General features: G+C 45.6%; 14 protein-coding genes. 5 read left to right on the top strand and 9 right to left on the bottom strand.

The window, feature by feature from the left end; genetic code table 11:
* Window positions 1–18: 18 nt before the first annotated feature.
* From ppk1 to GK108_RS04805, 5 genes are all read left to right on the top strand, one after another.
* Window positions 19–2355 carry a polyphosphate kinase 1 gene (ppk1, locus tag GK108_RS04825; RefSeq protein WP_163943552.1) on the top strand — a complete coding sequence of 779 codons (2337 nt, stop codon included), beginning with the start codon at window positions 19–21 and terminating at the stop codon, window positions 2353–2355.
* A 40-nt stretch (window positions 2356–2395) separates the two neighbouring features.
* Window positions 2396–2974, top strand: a complete 579-nt coding sequence (locus GK108_RS04820; protein WP_163943550.1) for a Uma2 family endonuclease — start codon at window positions 2396–2398, stop codon at window positions 2972–2974.
* A 142-nt stretch (window positions 2975–3116) separates the two neighbouring features.
* The gene (locus tag GK108_RS04815) at window positions 3117–4358 is read left to right on the top strand and encodes a NupC/NupG family nucleoside CNT transporter (RefSeq protein ID WP_163943547.1); all 1242 of its coding nucleotides are present in this window, start codon (window positions 3117–3119) and stop codon (window positions 4356–4358) included.
* Window positions 4359–4569: 211 nt separating this feature from the next.
* Window positions 4570–5928, top strand: a complete 1359-nt coding sequence (locus GK108_RS04810) for a glutamine synthetase family protein (protein WP_163943543.1) — start codon at window positions 4570–4572, stop codon at window positions 5926–5928.
* Window positions 5929–6038: 110 nt separating this feature from the next.
* On the top strand, window positions 6039–7079 hold the full coding sequence (locus tag GK108_RS04805; protein ID WP_163943540.1) for an aminoglycoside phosphotransferase/kinase family protein: 1041 nt from the start codon (window positions 6039–6041) through the stop codon (window positions 7077–7079).
* Window positions 7080–7125: 46 nt separating this feature from the next.
* Here GK108_RS04805 and GK108_RS04800 read toward each other — a convergent pair whose 3' ends face one another.
* The 9 genes from GK108_RS04800 to GK108_RS04765 all read right to left on the bottom strand — a co-directional run bounded on the left by GK108_RS04800 (window position 7126) and on the right by GK108_RS04765 (window position 18766).
* The gene (locus GK108_RS04800; RefSeq protein ID WP_163943537.1) at window positions 7126–8193 is read right to left on the bottom strand and encodes a phosphotransferase family protein; all 1068 of its coding nucleotides are present in this window, start codon (window positions 8191–8193) and stop codon (window positions 7126–7128) included.
* A gap of 48 nt (window positions 8194–8241) precedes the next feature.
* Window positions 8242–9519: an acyl-CoA dehydrogenase family protein gene (locus GK108_RS04795; protein ID WP_163943532.1), complete on the bottom strand. Its 1278-nt coding sequence runs from the start codon at window positions 9517–9519 to the stop codon at window positions 8242–8244.
* Between the two features lie 380 nt (window positions 9520–9899).
* Window positions 9900–10826: a pepsin/retropepsin-like aspartic protease family protein gene (locus GK108_RS04790; protein ID WP_163943528.1), complete on the bottom strand. Its 927-nt coding sequence runs from the start codon at window positions 10824–10826 to the stop codon at window positions 9900–9902.
* A 93-nt stretch (window positions 10827–10919) separates the two neighbouring features.
* Window positions 10920–11054: a hypothetical protein gene (locus GK108_RS31370; protein ID WP_262887385.1), complete on the bottom strand. Its 135-nt coding sequence runs from the start codon at window positions 11052–11054 to the stop codon at window positions 10920–10922.
* 65 nt (window positions 11055–11119) lie between these two features.
* On the bottom strand, window positions 11120–12160 hold the full coding sequence (locus GK108_RS04785; RefSeq protein WP_163943525.1) for an alpha/beta hydrolase family protein: 1041 nt from the start codon (window positions 12158–12160) through the stop codon (window positions 11120–11122).
* 388 nt (window positions 12161–12548) lie between these two features.
* Complete coding sequence (locus GK108_RS04780; RefSeq protein ID WP_163943522.1) at window positions 12549–13289, bottom strand: GLPGLI family protein; 741 nt, start codon at window positions 13287–13289, stop codon at window positions 12549–12551.
* Between the two features lie 27 nt (window positions 13290–13316).
* Window positions 13317–16160, bottom strand: coding sequence for an outer membrane beta-barrel family protein (locus GK108_RS04775; protein ID WP_163943519.1), 2844 nt, complete (start codon window positions 16158–16160; stop codon window positions 13317–13319).
* A 291-nt stretch (window positions 16161–16451) separates the two neighbouring features.
* Window positions 16452–17759, bottom strand: a complete 1308-nt coding sequence (gene pabB, locus GK108_RS04770) for an aminodeoxychorismate synthase component I (RefSeq protein WP_163943516.1) — start codon at window positions 17757–17759, stop codon at window positions 16452–16454.
* Between the two features lie 2 nt (window positions 17760–17761).
* Window positions 17762–18766 carry an NYN domain-containing protein gene (locus GK108_RS04765; protein WP_163943511.1) on the bottom strand — a complete coding sequence of 335 codons (1005 nt, stop codon included), beginning with the start codon at window positions 18764–18766 and terminating at the stop codon, window positions 17762–17764.
* Window positions 18767–19007 lie beyond the last annotated feature (241 nt).

The following is a 19007-nucleotide window of genomic DNA, read 5'->3' as shown; positions in this document are numbered from 1 at the left end:
CAACGTTTTAATTTAAGTATGCGTTATTCCCTAAATCCAAACCGTTCAATACTGGGCAACATCGTTTCCCGGTTTACCCACCGTCAACAGGATCAAACTACGTCGGCAACTGATAAAATGGCAAAAGTTAGCGAAAAGGTTAGCAGTGTTATCGATCAGAGCGACTACCTCAGTCGTGATTTAAGTTGGTTAAAGTTCAACGAGCGCGTTCTCGATCAGGCACGTAGCACTGACCGAACTCTCATGGAACGCCTGAAATTTCTTGCTATATCGGCATCCAACCTCGACGAGTTTTTTATGATCCGGGTTGGCAGCCTCTATAATTACCTCGACTACCATAAACAGCGGGTTGATTATTCCGGGCTACGGGAAGTACCTTTCCGGAAAGCGCTTTATACGAACGCCCAACAGTTCTGCCGCGATCAACGGGAAGTATTCACTCAGCAATTGCTTCCTTTATTTGCCGAGAATGGGCTACAACTCGTCAACTTCAATGAGCTAACATCTGAAGAACAGGCCGAAGCAACCGACTATTTCGACAAAGCGATTTATCCGACGCTGACGCCAATGCTTTACGACTACACCCACACCTTTCCGGTTCTGTTGGCTAAGGTGCTCATTTTTGGTGTCGTAACGCAAAATCCTGACGGAGCCAATCTCCAAAGCCTTCGTTCAGAAGACGAAGAAGATCGTCAGCGACTATCGTTCGTTCAGATTCCGGCTAATTTGCCCCGCTTCCTCTCTTTTGAGCGGGATGATAAGATTGTGTTTCTGCCTATTGCGGAGGTTGTCCGGCAGAATATCAAGAAACTGTATAGAAACATCGAAATACTATCGCTCAATCTGTTCCGTGTAACTCGTAATGGCGATTTTACACTTGACGAGAATGATGACGATGAAGTAGACTTTCTGGATGAAGTCCGGCAGAAAATTAAGAGCCGTCGTTTGGGCCGGGTTACTCGCGTAGAAGTCGAAACCAATAGCAAAGGTGAAGTAGGTTCTGAATGGATGATGAACCTGATCAAAAAGCGCTGGGAGATCGACGATCTGAACATCTTTGAATCCGACACGATGCTTGATTTCTCAGCCTTCTGGCAGATTATCGGCCATCCCGAATTTAAGGATGATATGCCTACTACCCACCCACCTGTGCCACCAATAGGGTATAGCCGCGACAAGAATGATGATATCTTCGAAGTGATCAAGCAGCGCGATCTGCTCTTGCATCATCCCTATAACAACTTTGAACCAGTACTTCAACTCCTGGAGCAAGCCGCCGAAGACCCGAACGTACTGGCGATCAAAATAACGGTTTATCGGTTAGCCAAACGTTCACGTATTACCGAAGCCTTACTGAAAGCGGCTGAAAATGGGAAGCACGTTTCCGTTCTGTTTGAGGTAAAAGCCCGTTTCGACGAAGAAAATAATATCCGCGAGGCCCAACGTCTGCAAAAGGCTGGCTGCTTTGTTATTTATGGCATTAGCCGTTACAAAACGCATACGAAACTGTTACTCGTTGTACGTAACGAAGGCAGCCGAGTAGTACGATACGCCCATATGGCTACGGGTAACTATAACGAAGATACGTCGAGACTCTATACTGATATTGGTCTGCTAACGACTAACGAAACGTATACGCACGACATTTCGGAATTTTTCAACGTAATAACCGGTCATTCTTTACCGAACGAATATCAGTATCTGATTACAGCGCCCCGCGACATGCGCGAGCAGTTGTTGCGTCTGATTAAGATTGAAGCCGATAACGCACAACGTGGCCTGCCAAGCGGCATCTGCATTAAAGTCAACTCACTGGAAGATAAGCTGGTGATTGATGAACTATATAAAGCCTCGCAAGCTGGCGTACCAGTTCGTCTCATCGTTCGGGGTATTTGCTGCTTACGTCCCCAGCGAGCAGGTTTAAGTGAGAACATTGCAGTGCGTTCGATTGTGGGCGACTTTCTGGAGCATACCCGGGTTTACTATTTCCATAACAATGGCGATCCGAAAGTATATGGCGGCAGTGCCGATGTTATGGTACGTAGCTTCGACCGACGTATTGAATCCTTATTCTTTCTGGCCGACCAACGGGTAAAACAATTGGCAATCCTGATTCTGGATTATAATTTAAAAGACAACGTCAATGCCTACGAATTGCTGGAAGATGGCAACTTTACTAAATGTGAAGTCCCCGAAGGTGGCGAGCCATTTAACATTCATAAACGTTTCTTTGACGTAACCGAAAAAGAAGCCATGCAAGCCCGCTTATTTGACCCCGAAATCAAACCAGCCGAAATCGCTCAAATAGAAGAAGAATATCAGGAAGGTGCCGAGCGAGCTATCGCGAATATTTAGTAAACAATTTCGTAGTTTTGATTGCTTAATTACAGGAAACATGGAATCGATACGCGTACACTTGCCAGAAGATTTACGGATGAACGATGATGAGTTCTTCCGCTTTTGCCAGGACAATCCTGACCTGAAGTTTGAGCGTCGAAAAAACGGCGATATTGTTTTTATGGGTATTACAGGCAGTGAAACGGCAGCTAATAATTCAGAACTGAATGCTGATTTTGTGATTTGGAATCGACAAGCCCAATTCGGAAAAGTCTTTGATTCATCGGGCGGTTTTACATTGCCAGATACCTCAATTATGTCGCCTGACGTAGCAGTAGTAGAAGGGAGCCGTTGGAATGCATTGACTCTGGATCAACGTAAAACCTTTGCTCCAATTTGCCCTGATTTCATTCTGGAACTTCGTTCGCAATCAGATCGGTTGAAAGATTGCTTTGAAAAAATGGATGATTGGATGGCTAATGGGTGCCGATTAGGCTGGCTTATCGATCTAACAAATCAACTAACATATATTTATCGACCCGGTCAGGAACGGCAGGAAGTTAACGGTCTGGAATTACTCTCGGGCGAAGACGTCCTTCCTGGCTTTTCGCTCGATCTTGCCAGGCTGGTTGACTAATCTTTTTACACATCATAAGGGGTGAAATGACGAATAATGTTTGTCATTTCACCCCTTATCGTTTACTAACCCGCACAAGCTACTCATTCATAGCCTTCTTTTTGTATATTCGCCAACCTAACTGTATTTGTATTTTCACTGAATGGATCGTTTTACCGGCCTGCTAGGCATTGCATTAATTCTGGGCATTGCCTATGCCCTTTCCGACAATAAAAAAAGAATTAATTACCGTACAGTCGGTGTCGGTCTTGCCCTTCAGTTCGGGTTAGCGGTCTTTGTCTTAAAAACTGATGCTGGTCAGCAGCTTTTTCAGGGTTTAGGCTATTACGTTGACCGTCTGCTTCAAAAAGCCAATACAGGTGCTGAGTTTGTCTTTTCATCGTTGGTACGCTCCGACGTATTAGCTAAAGCCTTTGGCCCCGGTAACGATTTTATCTTCTTCTTCAAGGTCGTTCCAACCATTATTTTCGTAGCGGTACTGGTCAATATTTTCTACCATCTGGGCATCATGCAACGTATTGTGGCTATCATGGCACGCGCTATGAAATGGCTGATGGGTGTTAGTGGTGCCGAAGCGCTTTCCAACGTAGCGAGTACGTTTGTGGGGCAGGTCGAAGCGCAAATCATGATCAAACCGTATCTGAACGGAATGACGAACTCTGAGCTACTGGCTTCGATGACAGGGTCATTCGCCTGCATTGCTGGTGGGGTTCTGGCCGTTTATATTTCACTGGGCGTACCGGCTCCTTATTTGCTGGCAGCCAGCATTATGGCCGCTCCCGGTGCCTTGGTGATCAGTAAGATTGTGATGCCGGAAACCCAGGTCTCGGAAACCCAGGGAATTATCAAAGTAGAAATAAAAAAGACCCATGCCAATCTGCTGGATGCAATTGCTGCCGGAGCCAGTGAAGGACTAAAAGTGGGACTTAACGTAGTAGCCATGCTGATTGGCTTTATTGCCCTGATTGCCCTGCTCGACAGTATTTTGTTCCGATTAGGCTTTTACGTTTTCGGCATGGATAACCTGAGCATGAACTTCCTTCTGGGCAAGGTCTTTTCGATATTTGCCTGGGCAATGGGTGTTCCCAGCAAAGATATTGAGGTTGCTGGTTCATTGATGGGGACCAAAATGGTTGTTAACGAATTTGTCGCCTATCTTGAACTGGTGAAAGTAAAACCAACGCTTGACCCCAAGACGATTGCTATCACGAGTTTCGCCCTATGTGGATTCGCGAATTTTAGCTCGATTGCTATCCAGGTAGGCGGTATTGGCGAGTTAGCGCCTGGCCGCCGAAGCGATCTGGCCCGCCTTGGCTTCAAGGCACTGATATGTGGTACGTTAGCGAGTTATATGTCAGCTACGCTGGCAGGGTTGCTCTTGTAACTCCCTTTCGACATACTAGCCAAATCATTATTCTGAATTGGGCTGCCCTCAGTAAGGCAGCCCAATTTGTTTGTCTAACTGGGGGAGTTTTTATAAATCGCACTCTTACCCTATTCCTACCGCTTTTTTGAGCCATAATTGACCTAAATTCGTTAACGGATAAACTATTTACTGATCTTTGACGCGATTTGGAATTACCCATCAACACGCCATGAACCAACAAGAAATTCTTTCTTTCATCGAGCAAAACGACATAAAGAAAATTAAATATGCTTTTGCCGACATTGATGGTATACTACGTGGTAAAATCATTGGCCGGCAAAAATTTATAGATGGCTTATCCGATAGTTACGGTTTTTGCGACGTTGTGTGGGGCTGGGATTCGTCCGATATGCCTTACGATAATGGGCGAACGACGGGATGGCACTCTGGCTATCCCGACGCTCCGGTCCGGCTCGACCTCGCTACGTTCCGCCAAATTCCCTGGGAAGAAAACATTCCGTTCTTTCTGGCGGACTTTAGCCAGCCCGAAGGCAATGATTTGGCAGCATGCCCCCGCTCGTTGCTGAAACGAATAGCGGCTCAGTGCCAGAGCATGGGCTTTCATGCCGAATATGCGCAGGAGTTCGAATGGTTCAATTTCCGGGAAACACCGCAGAGCCTTCAGGAGAAGGATTTTCGTAATCTGGAACCATTAACACCCGGTATGTTTGGTTACTCCATTTTGCGCCCTTCGCTCGAAAGCGCATTTTATCATGACTTATTCGATTTGTTAAGCGAATTCGATATTCCGTTAGAAGGTCTCCATACCGAAACGGGGCCAGGCGTTTACGAAGCCGCCATTACCCACGATGACGTAGTGAGGGCGGCCGATAAAGCAATCCTGTTCAAGACCGCTGTTCGCGAAATAGCTTACCGGCACGGCGTTGTGGCTACGTTTATGGCTAAGTGGAATGCCCACCTCCCTGGTTGTAGTGGTCATATCCACCAAAGCTTATGGAATCAGGATAAAACAAACAATCTATTCTACGCCACGGATCAACCTGACCGGATGAGTGAACTGATGAAGCAATTTATAGCTGGTCAGCTTCACTGCCTGCCCCATATCACCCCTATGTTTGCGCCAACGATCAATAGCTACAAGCGGCTGGTGGAAGGGGCATGGGCGCCAACAACCGTTACGTGGTCAGTAGATAATCGTACCACGGCTCTTCGTGTACTGAATCGGAATGAGAATTATACGCGGGTGGAACACCGGGTTTCCGGCTCCGACTCAAATCCGTATTTAGCCATTGCGGCTGCGCTCGCTTCGGGATTATACGGTATTCGACATCAACTTACGCTCGATATTCCGGCTTCGGTTGGCAATGGGTATGTCGATAAACAGCATGGCGTTTTACCGGCTAATTTACACGAAGCCACTAAAGCAATGGCAAATTCGCCAATTGCAACGGAACTGTTTGGCTCCGAATTTGTTGACCATTTCACCCGCACGCGCGACTGGGAGTGGCGACAATACGTCAGCCAGGTCAGCGATTGGGAATTGAAACGATATTTTGAAATTATATAAAATGAGTTTTCAGTTTAGAGTTTTCACGGGGCTGCCCGAGCAGTGGCTGACGCAAAGGAATCTTGACGCGTCAGCTACTATAAACCATAAACTGAAAACGAAGAACCTTCATGCGTCTAGTTGATTACCCTACTATCATAAAAAAAGCCTGGGCTAGCTTTGATCCGACGGAGCAAATTCAAAGTATCACGGATATTAGCGCCAAGGTGTCAACCAATCACGTTTTCAAAGTCACGTTTGAAGATGGTGACAGCATTATTGCCAAGCTTTCTTATTTCGGTAAACATGAGCATTTCGTAGAAGATCATCGAATCATCCACGCGCTCTCAAACAACCTGCTTTACCCATTTGAGAATGTACTGGCCAAATCGCTGGTACGTGACGGTCAGGTCTATACGTATCGCCATAAGGAAGGGCTGGTTGATGCATGGGTGGTGTTTTATAATCCTATTCGAAGTCAGTACCGACTACCCCGCCGATTAAACGAAGAGCAAATTCGTAAGCTTGGTACCCAAATCGGTAAATTCCATAAAGCCTGTTCGCGCGTCAGCCCAGTGCTGCCCAAGTCATCAAAAACGCTACGTTCCGATATCTGGGATTTACTGGATATGCTCGAAACCGAAACCGGGCAGTTTGAACACCGAATGCACGTTGATGAGCTTAAACAACAGTGCAATCTATTTCTCGAAAATCGCCAGAAACTCGTAGCTGGCTCGGTTGAGACCATGCCGGTTTTCGTAGACTGGAACATCGGCAATTTTTCCGTTACTGAAAATCAGGAATTATTCTCGCGCTGGGATTATGACTGGTTCAGAATCAGTTACCGGGTCATGGATTTCTACTTCTTTAGCCGGGTCACCTCCGACGTTGGTGATCGAACCGTATTCAGCTACGTAATAGGTCCGCTGATGGAAGAGCGTTTTATGCTATTCCTGGAGGAATACCACCGTGTGTATCCATTAACGGAAAATGAAATTCGGTTTCTGCCCGAAGCGTATCGCTTTTTTATTCTCAATTACGTTATCAAGTACGGTCGATACTTCTTCCATCGCACCTACGCAACCAAACTTCAGCGCGAAGCCTATCAAACGTATTTTCCTTCCATTGAAACGTTTGATGCCGATAAAATTCTGAAGCGGCTTGGCATCTAATCCAGATCCGACTCTCAACGAGCACGTTACTTAGAATCGTATTCGTTTAGAGTCGGCCGCTTTTTATGGCCGAAACCGCTTTATCAGCCAATTCGATAATCATGGGTAAAATTCGTCCAAAGCGCTCATCGCGGCTGTGTCCCTGCTTCCATCGTGCATAAATCTGCTGAGCAATGACGGCATTTTTATACAGCCCAAATACGTAGTAAAAGACAATGTTAGACAGATTACGGCCACTACGTTCGGCGTAGCGGTGTGCTACGTCCTGCCGGGTCAGGTTACCGGGTAGCCATGTCAGATTGAATGTACGATAAGCATCGGAGTCAGACGCTTCAGACCAGTAGGCTAACGTAGCACCCAAGTCCATCAACGGATCGCCAACAGTGGCCATTTCCCAATCCAGCACACCAACAATGGCTGGACTTGGTCCCGAACTGCTCTCATCAGCTCTAAACAGTACGTTATCGTATTTGTAATCGTTATGCAGAAAAGCCGGGGGCTGCACTGGTGGATACTGATTTACAAGCCATTCTTCCACTACGTTCATGGCCGAAATCACATCCGTTTGAGCCTGCCGATATCGCCTGATCCAGCCTTCAACCTGACGTTGTACATAACCGTCGGGTTTACCAAGCTGCACAAGACCCGTTTTAACGATATCCAGCGAATGAATGTCAAGTAAGTTATCGATCAGTGTCTCCGATAAACGGCGCATCTGTTCGGGGGCTATCTGCAGGGAAGCAGCCATAGGGGCTCGTAAAATAACCCCCGATAAGCGTTCCATTACGTAGAATGGCGCACCGATTACATCATTCGTTTCGCAATTAACAATTGGGCTGGGAACACGATCATAATGGCCTTTTAATAAGGATAACACCCGAAATTCACGCCCCATATCATGGCCACCTTTGACGGATGCCCCAACCGGTGGCCGACGTAACACGTATTCCCGATCAGGTGTTTTGAGTAGGTACGTCAGATTAGAAAAACCTCCCGGAAATTGCTGAATCGCCTGAATCGGACCGATTGCGGGGGCGTGTTCGCGCAAATAATTCACTAAAGCCTCTAAATGAAGCTCTTCGCCTACTCGGACTGAACGCGGAGAATCGATCATGGTATGCCAATAATGGAGTTGACAATCAAAACAGAATCCTGGCTAGTATTATAACTGTTCGGCGGCCATCATCCGACGAAATTCCTGCAGCTCCCGCGCTTTTTTCTTTACATCTAAGCCGTATTTTTTCAGAATACTACTAGCCAGATTTTGCTTGTGCACTTCGTCAGCGCCATCCCAGATACGGGCTCCACGTTCATGCCGATACATAGCCGACAAGACCGTATCATCGGTAATTCCTAAAGCCCCATGCACCTGTATAGCCCGATCCAGAACCCGCAAAAATGAATTTGCCACAAAGAATTTGATAGCTGATACGGCTTCCCGGACGTTGGCTGCTCCAACCTTATCAATCATGTGAGCCGTGTTCAATACGTATAATCGACTGGCATCAATATCAGCCCGGCTCTCAGCAATAAAATCCTGTATAAACTGCTTTTCGCCCAGCATGATATTATCGTCAATTTCGCGCGTTGCAGCTCGTTTACACAGCAGATCTAACGCTTTTTCCGCATTACCGATCCAGCGCATACAGTGATGAATGCGGCCGGGACCGAGCCGCTCCTGAGCCAATCGAAAACCCATTCCCTCTTCGCCGATCAGATTGGAAACCGGTACCCGACAATTGGTGTAGGTCACCTCGGCATGGCTAAACCAGCCTTGCCCAACGTCGCCAAAGACCGGAATATTCCGCTCAATGCTGAAACCGGGCGTGTCGGTCGGCACAACTATCATGCTGGCTCGCCGGTGTTGATCGGCCTCTGGATTTGTAACAACCATGACTATGGCAAAAGCAGCCCCGTCTGCCGAAGAGGTGAACCATTTTCGCCCATTGATAACATAGTCGTTGCCATCTCGCACAGCACTGGTAGCCATACGGGTTGGATTCGAGCCTGCAAACTCTGGCTCCGTCATGGAAAAACAGCTTCGAATATCACCTTCCAGAAGTGGCGTCAAATAGCGCTCTTTAATGTCGGGCGATGCAAATTGGTGCAGTAGCTCACTATTACCAATATCAGGCGCCTGGCAGCCAAATACGTAGTGTCCAAAAAAAGGAGCGTGAGCCAGTTCCTCGCTAATCTGACCGAATTCACAAAGCGTTAATCCATGCCCCAATGGCCCGCTACGTCCTTCTTCTTTAGGCAAATGTAAGCCCCATAAACCAGCGGCTTTTACCTGCTGGCGTTTCTGTTCGAGTAGTGGAATCAACTCATCCAGCTGATGATGGGAGAAACCTTTTTCGAGCGGAATAAGCTCAGTCTGGACAAAATGACGGACCTTTTTCAGCAAGGGCCGAACGCGGTCGGTAGTGAATATGGTTTCCATTCAGGCAAGCGGTTTAGGCATACGGCTAAGTCATCAACCTATAAGCCGTAGTAAGTACTAAAGTAAGTACTAAAGTAAGCGTTACTGAACCAAGGGACAAATAGGCTGTTTCGCCAGCTCGATGCCTTCCAGACTATGTTCGGTTAGTAAACAAATATTCTACGCTGGCTTTGTTTAAACTCCAATTACGTCTGGATTTACGGGGCAGAAATCGCGGTTATGTCCTTTCTGCATCCCATCTATTGGTTAACAAATCGATTCATTTAAAAGGTATGTTTCCTCAATGACTTCGATATAGCTAACACACTCATTCTTACACTTCTTATGATAAATAATCAAACAGATTTCCTTTTCAGACTGGTAATTTCGCTTAGGCTGTTTTACGTATTCGTGTAGCTCGTGTTTTTCAGTCTATTCGCTTTCAGGTAGATGTGCTCCCGCTGGGCATCGATTATTACGTTGAAACGCTTTAGGATGTCGCCCCCTATCACACTTATTTTTTGTCGTCCCAGCGCGCCCGAAAAAAAGCCGACAGGAACATTCTGCAGTACTTCATTGCCCAGCATAAACTTAGGCACAATCGCTTTTTTGGTTTTTAGTACGTTCCCAAATGAGTCTTTCAGTTCTTTTTCGGCAATGATTGTCAGTTTTTCGTCAAGCTTGTTATTCCCAGCGAAAGCGTCGTCAAACAAAATACCGCCCGAATATCCGGAGTGAATCAGGAATTTATTGCTCAATAACGTATCACCGACCAAACAGTTACCCTCCAGAAACATCATATCGTCCTCAAAAAACAACTTTACTTTCTGATATTTTTTTGTTTTTGTGGGCAGTTCGCGATGAACGAACATTGTCTTATTATCAAAATCCAGCTCGATAACTTTATTCTCGAAAAGATCTATTCCAAACTTACCGTCTGTTTGTGGGCCTGAATTTTTATTCTCCCAAATCGGTACGTTCTGCCACTGCAACCCAGCAATTTTTAGTACGTTGCTCTTACTGAAACGGGATACATTGTTCTCTCCTCCCCAACTCTTCACCGTATCGGCACCATCGAAGGATAGGCTTTTTACTTTTTTCATTGACTCTTCTGTCAACGTAACAGCATTCGCGGCCGTATGAAACATCAAATGCACCGTGTCCTTATTGTTTAGGATCGCCTGTACCGACAGGTTGTTATAATCAGTTAGTTGAAAAGGGATACTATTTATTTTCGATGACAGCCCCGTTTTGTTGGCGTCCTGCCCAAAACTTAGTTGCCATAAGAGACTGGCTATCAGCACAGCGTAAACCCGAATTGCTTTCATTCTTTAATTGATTATCTAATTTAATCCAACCTGATTGAGGGTATCAGGTAAGTGTTCCATGAACTTGTGATGTAATAAACTAAAACGTACCATTCATACAAAATGGATTTGCACGAATGGTACGTCTAGTTGATTCAATGCTCTATGCCAATAGCGCTCACCTTTGCTGATTTTAGCCGTATATACTACGTCCAGCAATGGTTTAACCAGTACTATTTCTAACTCCATACTGCCCAATCAGTGCCTAAAACGGATATGTCTTTTTGGCCAGAACGAGGCATACGCTACGTTATTTACTTTACCGCTGAAGGCGGGTTGAGGTATCGGGCCAGGAACTTGTAAATCTCGTTGCGCGATTCGCGGGCCAGCTTTGTATCGAGTCGATTAAAGCTGTGCCCTCCTGGCGCATCCTGGTAAATTTTGTACTCGAATTTTTTATCGTGAGCTTTCAGTGCGTTGATCAGCGATTCAACCTCCAGTACGTTCACATCTTCATCATTGGTATTGGTATGAATTAGCAGGGGCGTTTTGAGCTTCTGCGCATTCCAGACCGGCGACCGACGACGATATTCCGCTACGTTGTCGGACGGGTCTTTACCAATATGCGAAGCTTCCGAAAAAATAGTCCGGTATTGTTGCGGCTTATAACCAAGCCGAGCAATAATATCACTCACAGGAACGCCCGCATAGGCCACTTTATAGTCTTCCGGATGGTCGAAAATATTCATCAGCGAAATCATACCACCGTGGCTCCATCCGATGATCCCAATCCGGTCGGCATCTACCTGGTCCATATTGTCAACCGCCCAGCGTTTACCGGCCAGCACATCGTCGTTCTCATAATCGCCGTAATCAATCTGGTTGTAGAACCCACCGCCGTAGCCAACACTCCCCCGGTATTCGGGCGCTAGAATCATGTATCCCTGATCCAGCAGCTCACGAACCACATGGGCGTATAACGTACCGAAATCGCCATGGATGCCATCATGCACAAACACCAGCAACGGCAATTTTTTGGCCGAACTAAATTTCTTTGGGACAAACGTATAAGCCGGAATAATAATTGGATTAGTAGCGCCCTGCCCAGTGGGATTCTTGATTACGTGAGGGGGTTTGCTCGTATACCGGATTTTGTCAATAAGTGCGACGTCACCGACTTTCTGATACCAGAGCAAATCATCGATGTTCTTATTAACAACCTGATTTGTGTATCGCAGATTTTCTTCCAGTTGCTTAATTCGTTCGTTCACATCGCCAGTAGACGCTGGATTTTGTTGGCCATTCGCTATAAAACTCAGACATAAGAGGAACAGAATACTGTATAACAGACGCATGGAGGCCAGATAAGTTGGGTTGATGAAGCCCAATAATAACCAAAATAAGAACTACGTAACGAGTATATTACAAAATTTAATATAATCTCATTTATTTTTATCAAAATTAAATATTAACCCATTCACCGTTAGAGCCAATTAAGTTCTAATGTCTCAGAAAGAATCTATAGTACAGAATCGCGGTATGGATTAAAAAAAAGTATTCAGCCTCACAACCAGTCTGACCGGTTGTGAGGCTGAATACTCGACCATAGTTTAGCGAATTAGCACAGAAAGAACGTTTCTGGTAGCAATGCTCACCATGCCAAAACTGTCTTTATCCAACGTGCCGTAACACGGCCCAAGCCGGGCAACGTACTACGTATCAGGCCAGCAGTCCTTAACAAAATCAGTATCGGATGGCCCAATAGGGGTTTCGATGCGCTGAGATGCTTTCGGCAACATGCTGTTTAATGAGCGCATCATAAGCCGCATCATTGATCTTTTTACCTTTTGTTTTCGGCAGTTTCAGATCATCGGGAGTGAGTGATTTAAATGTTACGTTGGTTGCTTCAATGATTACATCGCCGTCATTAATATTTAACTCCAGAATCAGCCCCGGCAAACCATTATACCGCTCCGGACCGGCCGGAACCGGAATATCCTGTGCAAACCAGGCCGTAATCTTCTGTTTTTTGATTGGATCTTCGGTTTCGGCCTTCATACAAATGTATCCGGCAATGTCTTTAATCTGATTGCCGATTTTCCAGGATGGCGTATGCAAGGAGTCTTCAACGATGTAGGTTTTACCCAGCATTTCGATGATATCGGTTTTCTTATCCTTCTCGAAATTCCGATAAAGAAATAAGTCGGAGTTTCGCCAGGAGTAGCCACCATCGGTAGGCTCATCGGTAGGGTAAGCATATAAGCTCTCATTCGCGTTGAAAGCCAGCTTCATTTTTTCCTTATACTCATCGTCATTTTTCCAGGTTTGTGCCGCCCGATCCTTCTGTTCCTGACTCAGAAAGGTCAGGCGGGCAATTAGCTTGGTCCAATAGGTTTTTCGTTCGTACGTAACGATACCTTCCGTTTTTTGCGCCATAGCGGCTGAACTGGTCAGCAGGCACAGGATAATAAGTAGTTTTTTCATAGCTAGGTAAATGAATAGCGGTTGATATCAATAGAAGCCCTCCCGGCGCATCTTGGCCTGAACACCCCGCATATTATACGTAAAGCCAATGGTGAAATAGCGGGCCAGCGTCTGAATCGTTTCCGACTGCGTATAGTTAACACCCCGATTTAAAGATACCGCTACGTTACGATTTAGCATATCGATGGCCGTCAGGCGAATTTCAGCGCGTTTGGCTTTACCCAGAATGTGATACAATGACGCGTTCCAGAGCGGTATCCGCTGATCAAAGTTCAGTTGCTCGTTAATACTGATCCGGTAATTCATGGTCGTATTAATGTACAGACTGTGGGGTAAACGTAGCGTCAGCTCACCGCCCCAATTCGTGTTCGAAAAGGTCTGATCCCGGTTGGCATTAATCGAAAACTGCGTGTTCGTTACGTTGTAATTGGCATTGCCATAAAACGTCAGCCACTCGGCTGGGGTCAGACTAAGCCGTGCCCCAACATTATAATTCTGAGACTTCGTGTCGTTGAGAATTCTATTGATCTTAGCCGGGTTCGTGCCCAGATTAATGCCTCCGTTGAGATCGAGCGTTGCCTTGGTTTTCTTTAAAGGAAATCCAAAACCGATATACGAACCCATGTTCTGCCCTCCCGACAGGTTTTCGGGTGTAATGGTGGTCACCAGCGTTTGCGGGTCGGTCTCCTGGCTATACACGATCTGATTGACATATTTGGTCCCGTTTATACCGATATAGGCATTCATAAAACTACCGGGATTGAAATAATTGAAGCCAATATTCAGATTGTGCCCTAATTGAGGAAGCAAATTAGGATTGCCAACATTGATAAAAAGCGGGTTACTGTTGTTAATTACCGGCTGTAGATCGCGAGAGGTTGGGATTTGAACGCTCACATTATATCCACCATATAGGTATCGGTTCTTTTTGAGATCGTAGTTCAAGCCCACGTTGGGGATAAACGTAGTAAAAACCCGGTTAATCTGGTTAAATCGCGACGATGTCTGATCAGGAGCAAACTGCCCATCGAGCGAAAAACGCTGACCCGCCAATCCAACTGATAGGTTTAACCCCTTGTGTGAATAGCGAACACTACTTCCTAGCCGATTATAGATGTAATTGTTTTTATAATACAGACTCAGCGAATCAACCCGGGCAGCATTATCGCTACGATTGAATACATCGCGGTCTACTTCGTCGTTACGCAAGCTGAAATTATAGAACGTTTCCCACGTAAACCGTTTGGCAAATGGCTCCACAAATTGCAGGCTCGCTTTATATTCGCTCCGAATAATATTGTTTCGCTGATCCTGATGAATATCTGCCAATCGATCCGCCGTTGTAATGGGTCCTGAATAGGTATTGGTCGAGTTCAGATTTAACGTAGCGTCGTTTGTGTTTACTTCATACGTAGCGCTGGCGGCAAAACTTCTACCTTTTTTACTCCGCATTTTATGCCGATAAATGAGCGAATTAGACGTAGCAAACTGCCGCTGTGTGCTTCTATTTTCGGTAGCGTTAATTGTTGTGGCTCCGTTGCTACGGATAAGATTCTGCAATCTTGACAAATAACCGTCCCCTATTCCATAACGACTGTTATTAATAAACACCAGCGAGTTCAGCGAATCCATCTCCTGCTCGTAACGGGCACTGACTCGGTGGTTCCCATTGAAATTGACCTGATTGCTATTTTCTTCGGTTTTATATTCATTCTGCGGCAGTGTATTGTCCCGTCTACGTTCCGCATCTAATTCAATCCTCGTCTGGTTGTAGTAATAGCTACCGCTCCACTTCTTAGGCTTGGTATCGTAATTATAGTTAACACCACCAGCTGCATTATTCGAAAAGCCAACGCCTTGCCGGCCGCTTACCGGAATACCCAGCCCTTCGTCGCCACTATCCGAAAAATAGAAGTAGTTACCACCACTGAAGCCAAAATCAGCGTTCTGGTTGGAATTATAGGCATTGCTACCTCTAAAATCCTGATAATCATCACGGGACAAACCCTGCTGGTTGGTATTATTGCCTAAACCCACCAAGGAAAATTGGTGTTTGGCATTAAACTTATTGTAGCTCCCTTTCGCTTCGGCGCGCGCCGATACGTTGTTTGATGCCGGACCGCCAGCCGCTGTCACCTTCCCGAAACCACCTTTTTTGAATTCTTCTTTTAGCTCCAGGTTGACGGTTTTCTCTTTTTTGCCATCGTCGATACCCGTCAGTTTCGCCTGTTCTGTTTTGTCGTTAAACACCTGAACTTTCGTAATGGCTTCGGCCTGTAGGTTTTTAGTCGCCTGCTTTGGGTCGTTGCCGAAGAAGTTTTTTCCATCGACCGTAACTTTCTTTACTTCCTGCCCCTGCGCCCGAATATTTCCATCCTGATCGACCTGAACACCCGGTAGTTTACGTAGCAAATCCTCCACCGTTGATCCGGCTGGAACCTTAAACGAGCTAGCGTTATACTCAATGGTGTCTCCTTTAATCGTCAGCGGTGCTTTGGCCGTTTTTACCACTACTTCAAAAAGCTCTTTAGTGATCGGTTTCAGTTTTAGATCACCAAGATTCACAACCGCTTCTCCGTCTGACTTAACTACCTGGTTATACGGTATGAGCCCTACAAACGAGATTTTGAGTACGTAGCTACCCGCCTTAATATTTTTAAATGCAAAAGCCCCTTTATCGTCGGCTCGGGTGAAATTAACCAGAGACGAATCCTTGGGGCTAAGCAACATTACGGTTGATGAAGGCAAGGGGGCAGCCGCTGTGTCGACAGCTCGGCCCTGAAGAGTAAATCGCGAGGCTCCCGTTGGGGATTGGGCTTGGAGCACAACCGTAAACAGACACAATACGGCCAGCAGGAAGAGCTTTTTCATTCGAGAACAGGAAAAGGTTGAACAGGTGTACAAGAAGCAAAACTAAAGACAATCGGATCGATTGGTTACAATGTTAACATTCTTTAACTATAAATCTAGTTAAAATTTGTTAAACGGTAAACATCCTCATAAAGAGTACTTTCAGAACTGAATGTTGCTTTGCTTACAGAATAAGAGAAAAATAAAGGTGAAATTTCACACGGTTGGCGCTACTTTATTTTTAAACGGTCCAACGATAAGCGTTTACAAACCAGCAAAAGTGGGGCTTACTACGTAAGGGCCGGCAGAAAATTAATGAAGATAGTTCTCCAATACGTCCCGGATGGCCCGAGCCTTCAATAAACACTCCTCCCATTCCTGCTGCGGATCAGCATCATACGTAATAGCGCTACCCACCGAAAAAGAAGCATATTGGCTGGCTGCATCGTACAGTAACGTTCGTATAACAACGCTGAAGTCAAAATCACCTTCGGGCGTTACAAACCCAATAGCGCCCGAATAAACTCCCCGGCGGCTTACTTCCAGTTCATCGATTAACTCCATCGACCGGATTTTGGGCGCCCCGGTCATACTACCCATCGGAAACGCATTACGGATAACATCCGCCCAAGATAGTTCGCTACGTAGCGTGGCCGACACCGTTGAGATCATCTGATAGACCTGCTGGAAACCGTAAATACCAAAGAGTTCGTCTACCCGCACAGAACCGGTTTCGGCACTCCGGGCCAGATCGTTGCGTACCAGATCAACGATCATCAAATTTTCGGCCCGTTCCTTTTCTGAATTGACTAACTGCTTCCGAAGCGCAGCATCTTCAGCAGCCGTTTTCCCGCGACGGATAGTACCTTTTATCGGCTGTGATATAATTCGATTGCCCTGTTTTTTTAAAAATCGCTCGGGCGACGCGCCCATTACGTAACGATTGCCCAGTTTGATAAAGCTAGAAAATGGCATTGGCGATTTCTCATTCAGCGCTTTGTAAACAGAGAGGGGACTCAGGGCAGCCTGCTCAGCGAAAAACTCAATGCAATAATTTAATTCATACACATCGCCCGCCAGAATATGTCGTTGAATTTCTTGAACTGTATCTATATACGTAGCATCCGTAACCCGACATTGGATGGTACTCTTGCTCTGCTGCCCCGGATGACTATCTGAATCTGCTTTCTCCGAAAAAAGCTGAATGGCGCTTAGCAAATCGTTTACATCGCCACCGCCGTATACGATAGCCGTATCGGCCTCGAAGTCGATCACCCATTCAGGCTCAACAAAATAAACATCTGGAAAACCGAGCCGATCTGAATTACGACTTGTCAGTGCTTCAAGCTGATTTTTCAGATCATACCCCCAGTAGCCTACTAAAAAGGACGGATGCTCATCGTGGGCTTGCCGTAATGCCGTAAAAGCATCATTATTTGAAAACGAAATGACCCGTTTCACACCGATAAACAAACGGTTTGGAAACGGGTCATTCGGATATTTTATGTGATTATTGTTCAGAAAAGCGACAAACCCATCTGCTTTTGTCTGTTGTTCTACTGCCCAGCCTAATGCTTTCCAGCGAAACGAAGACGTAGTATCAACAATAATCTGGTTCATTCTTACTCACGAACTAATCGTACGTCAACGGCAATATCTTTACCCTCCGTATTTTGTCCTATCGTGAATTCGATTTCATCGTCAATCTGCAACTCGTTGAAATCAGTATCAATCAGACTGGTATAATGAAAAAATAGATTATTGGGCGGGTAATTTATAAAACCATACCCGGTTTTGAGGCTACGAACCGTACTAATCTTACGTCCTTCCGGATCGCCGTCAATCGTATCGGCAATGTTATAATTCGGCTCGTCCGACAGCTGAAAATTGAAGTCATCACTGTCGGCAAAAGTGCTTCCAAACCCACTCCCACCGGCCGTGGCAAGCGAGAAAGTTGGGCGCGTCTGCTGCTGTTTTACGAACAGATTTTGAATGATCATATCGTTCCGTCTACTCCGGTCGTCAATCAGGCCGTGCATGGCAACCGGATAGGACACTTCTTCCAGCAAATCCTGAGACGTGCGCGTTACCTGTTTTTCGCCTTGTTCGTTCAGAAACTCGAAGTCCCAGCTCAACACCATAATTCGTGAGCCTAACGTATTGAGTTTTCGAATTAACGGTACATAATCGCCATCAGACGTAATGAGCACAACAACATCAAACTTTTTGTACTGCGCTAATTCAAAGGCTTCCAGAGCCAGCCAAACATCAATACCTTTTTCCTGACGATAGCCCTGATACGTTTTTACGGGCAAATAATGCGTAACAACCCCTTCCGACATCAGAATATCGTCGAACAGGCGATCATAAAACAATTGATTACCCCGTTGATTAGCTTCGTGCGCATTTAAGCGACCTCTAAAATAATGAGCATCCACAATTTGACATAAACGCTCGTTAACACCCTCTTCTTCAGCTACCTGCCTACGGATAAATGCATGTAAACCTGATATACTAATCCGGCTGCGCCGTTCATGAGAATAATTATAATAATTGCTTACGTGTAAGAAATAATTGCCGTCATAGAAAACCCCGATCCGGGTCAGCCTGGATGCATTTGCTGGCATATTTTTTTTTGTAATTTATGTATGTAGTATAGTAATTATTGTACGCGGTTTTATCTAACTGTTTCGATGGGATAGCTTAGGCAGTATATTCAATCGAGTTACAAACTGATAGGACTTTATAGATAACTAATAAACTATATATATGACAGAAATCCTACGTAGCAGTATAAATCGAAAACGTTACTAGGTGGCAAATTTAATACGTTTTCTCTTACAATTCGGCTGGTGAGGTATCTTTGTC

This window comes from Spirosoma terrae (assembly GCF_010435915.1).
Taxonomy (GTDB): Bacteria; Bacteroidota; Bacteroidia; order Cytophagales; family Spirosomataceae; genus Spirosoma; species Spirosoma terrae.
The sequence above is the reverse complement of the archived record's forward strand: the minus strand, read 5'-3'. Positions and strand labels throughout refer to the sequence as shown.

What these genes read in the sequence shown, in the direction of transcription:
- ppk1 (WP_163943552.1), top strand. Translation starts at nt 19, where the DNA reads ATGCGTTATTCCCTAAATCCAAACCGTTCAATACTGGGCAACATCGTT.
- GK108_RS04820 (WP_163943550.1), top strand. Translation starts at nt 2,396, where the DNA reads ATGGAATCGATACGCGTACACTTGCCAGAAGATTTACGGATGAACGAT.
- GK108_RS04815 (WP_163943547.1), top strand. Translation starts at nt 3,117, where the DNA reads ATGGATCGTTTTACCGGCCTGCTAGGCATTGCATTAATTCTGGGCATT.
- GK108_RS04810 (WP_163943543.1), top strand. Translation starts at nt 4,570, where the DNA reads ATGAACCAACAAGAAATTCTTTCTTTCATCGAGCAAAACGACATAAAG.
- GK108_RS04805 (WP_163943540.1), top strand. Translation starts at nt 6,039, where the DNA reads ATGCGTCTAGTTGATTACCCTACTATCATAAAAAAAGCCTGGGCTAGC.
- GK108_RS04800 (WP_163943537.1), bottom strand. Translation starts at nt 8,193, where the DNA reads ATGATCGATTCTCCGCGTTCAGTCCGAGTAGGCGAAGAGCTTCATTTA.
- GK108_RS04795 (WP_163943532.1), bottom strand. Translation starts at nt 9,519, where the DNA reads ATGGAAACCATATTCACTACCGACCGCGTTCGGCCCTTGCTGAAAAAG.
- GK108_RS04790 (WP_163943528.1), bottom strand. Translation starts at nt 10,826, where the DNA reads ATGAAAGCAATTCGGGTTTACGCTGTGCTGATAGCCAGTCTCTTATGG.
- GK108_RS31370 (WP_262887385.1), bottom strand. Translation starts at nt 11,054, where the DNA reads ATGGAGTTAGAAATAGTACTGGTTAAACCATTGCTGGACGTAGTATAT.
- GK108_RS04785 (WP_163943525.1), bottom strand. Translation starts at nt 12,160, where the DNA reads ATGCGTCTGTTATACAGTATTCTGTTCCTCTTATGTCTGAGTTTTATA.
- GK108_RS04780 (WP_163943522.1), bottom strand. Translation starts at nt 13,289, where the DNA reads ATGAAAAAACTACTTATTATCCTGTGCCTGCTGACCAGTTCAGCCGCT.
- GK108_RS04775 (WP_163943519.1), bottom strand. Translation starts at nt 16,160, where the DNA reads ATGAAAAAGCTCTTCCTGCTGGCCGTATTGTGTCTGTTTACGGTTGTG.
- pabB (WP_163943516.1), bottom strand. Translation starts at nt 17,759, where the DNA reads ATGAACCAGATTATTGTTGATACTACGTCTTCGTTTCGCTGGAAAGCA.
- GK108_RS04765 (WP_163943511.1), bottom strand. Translation starts at nt 18,766, where the DNA reads ATGCCAGCAAATGCATCCAGGCTGACCCGGATCGGGGTTTTCTATGAC.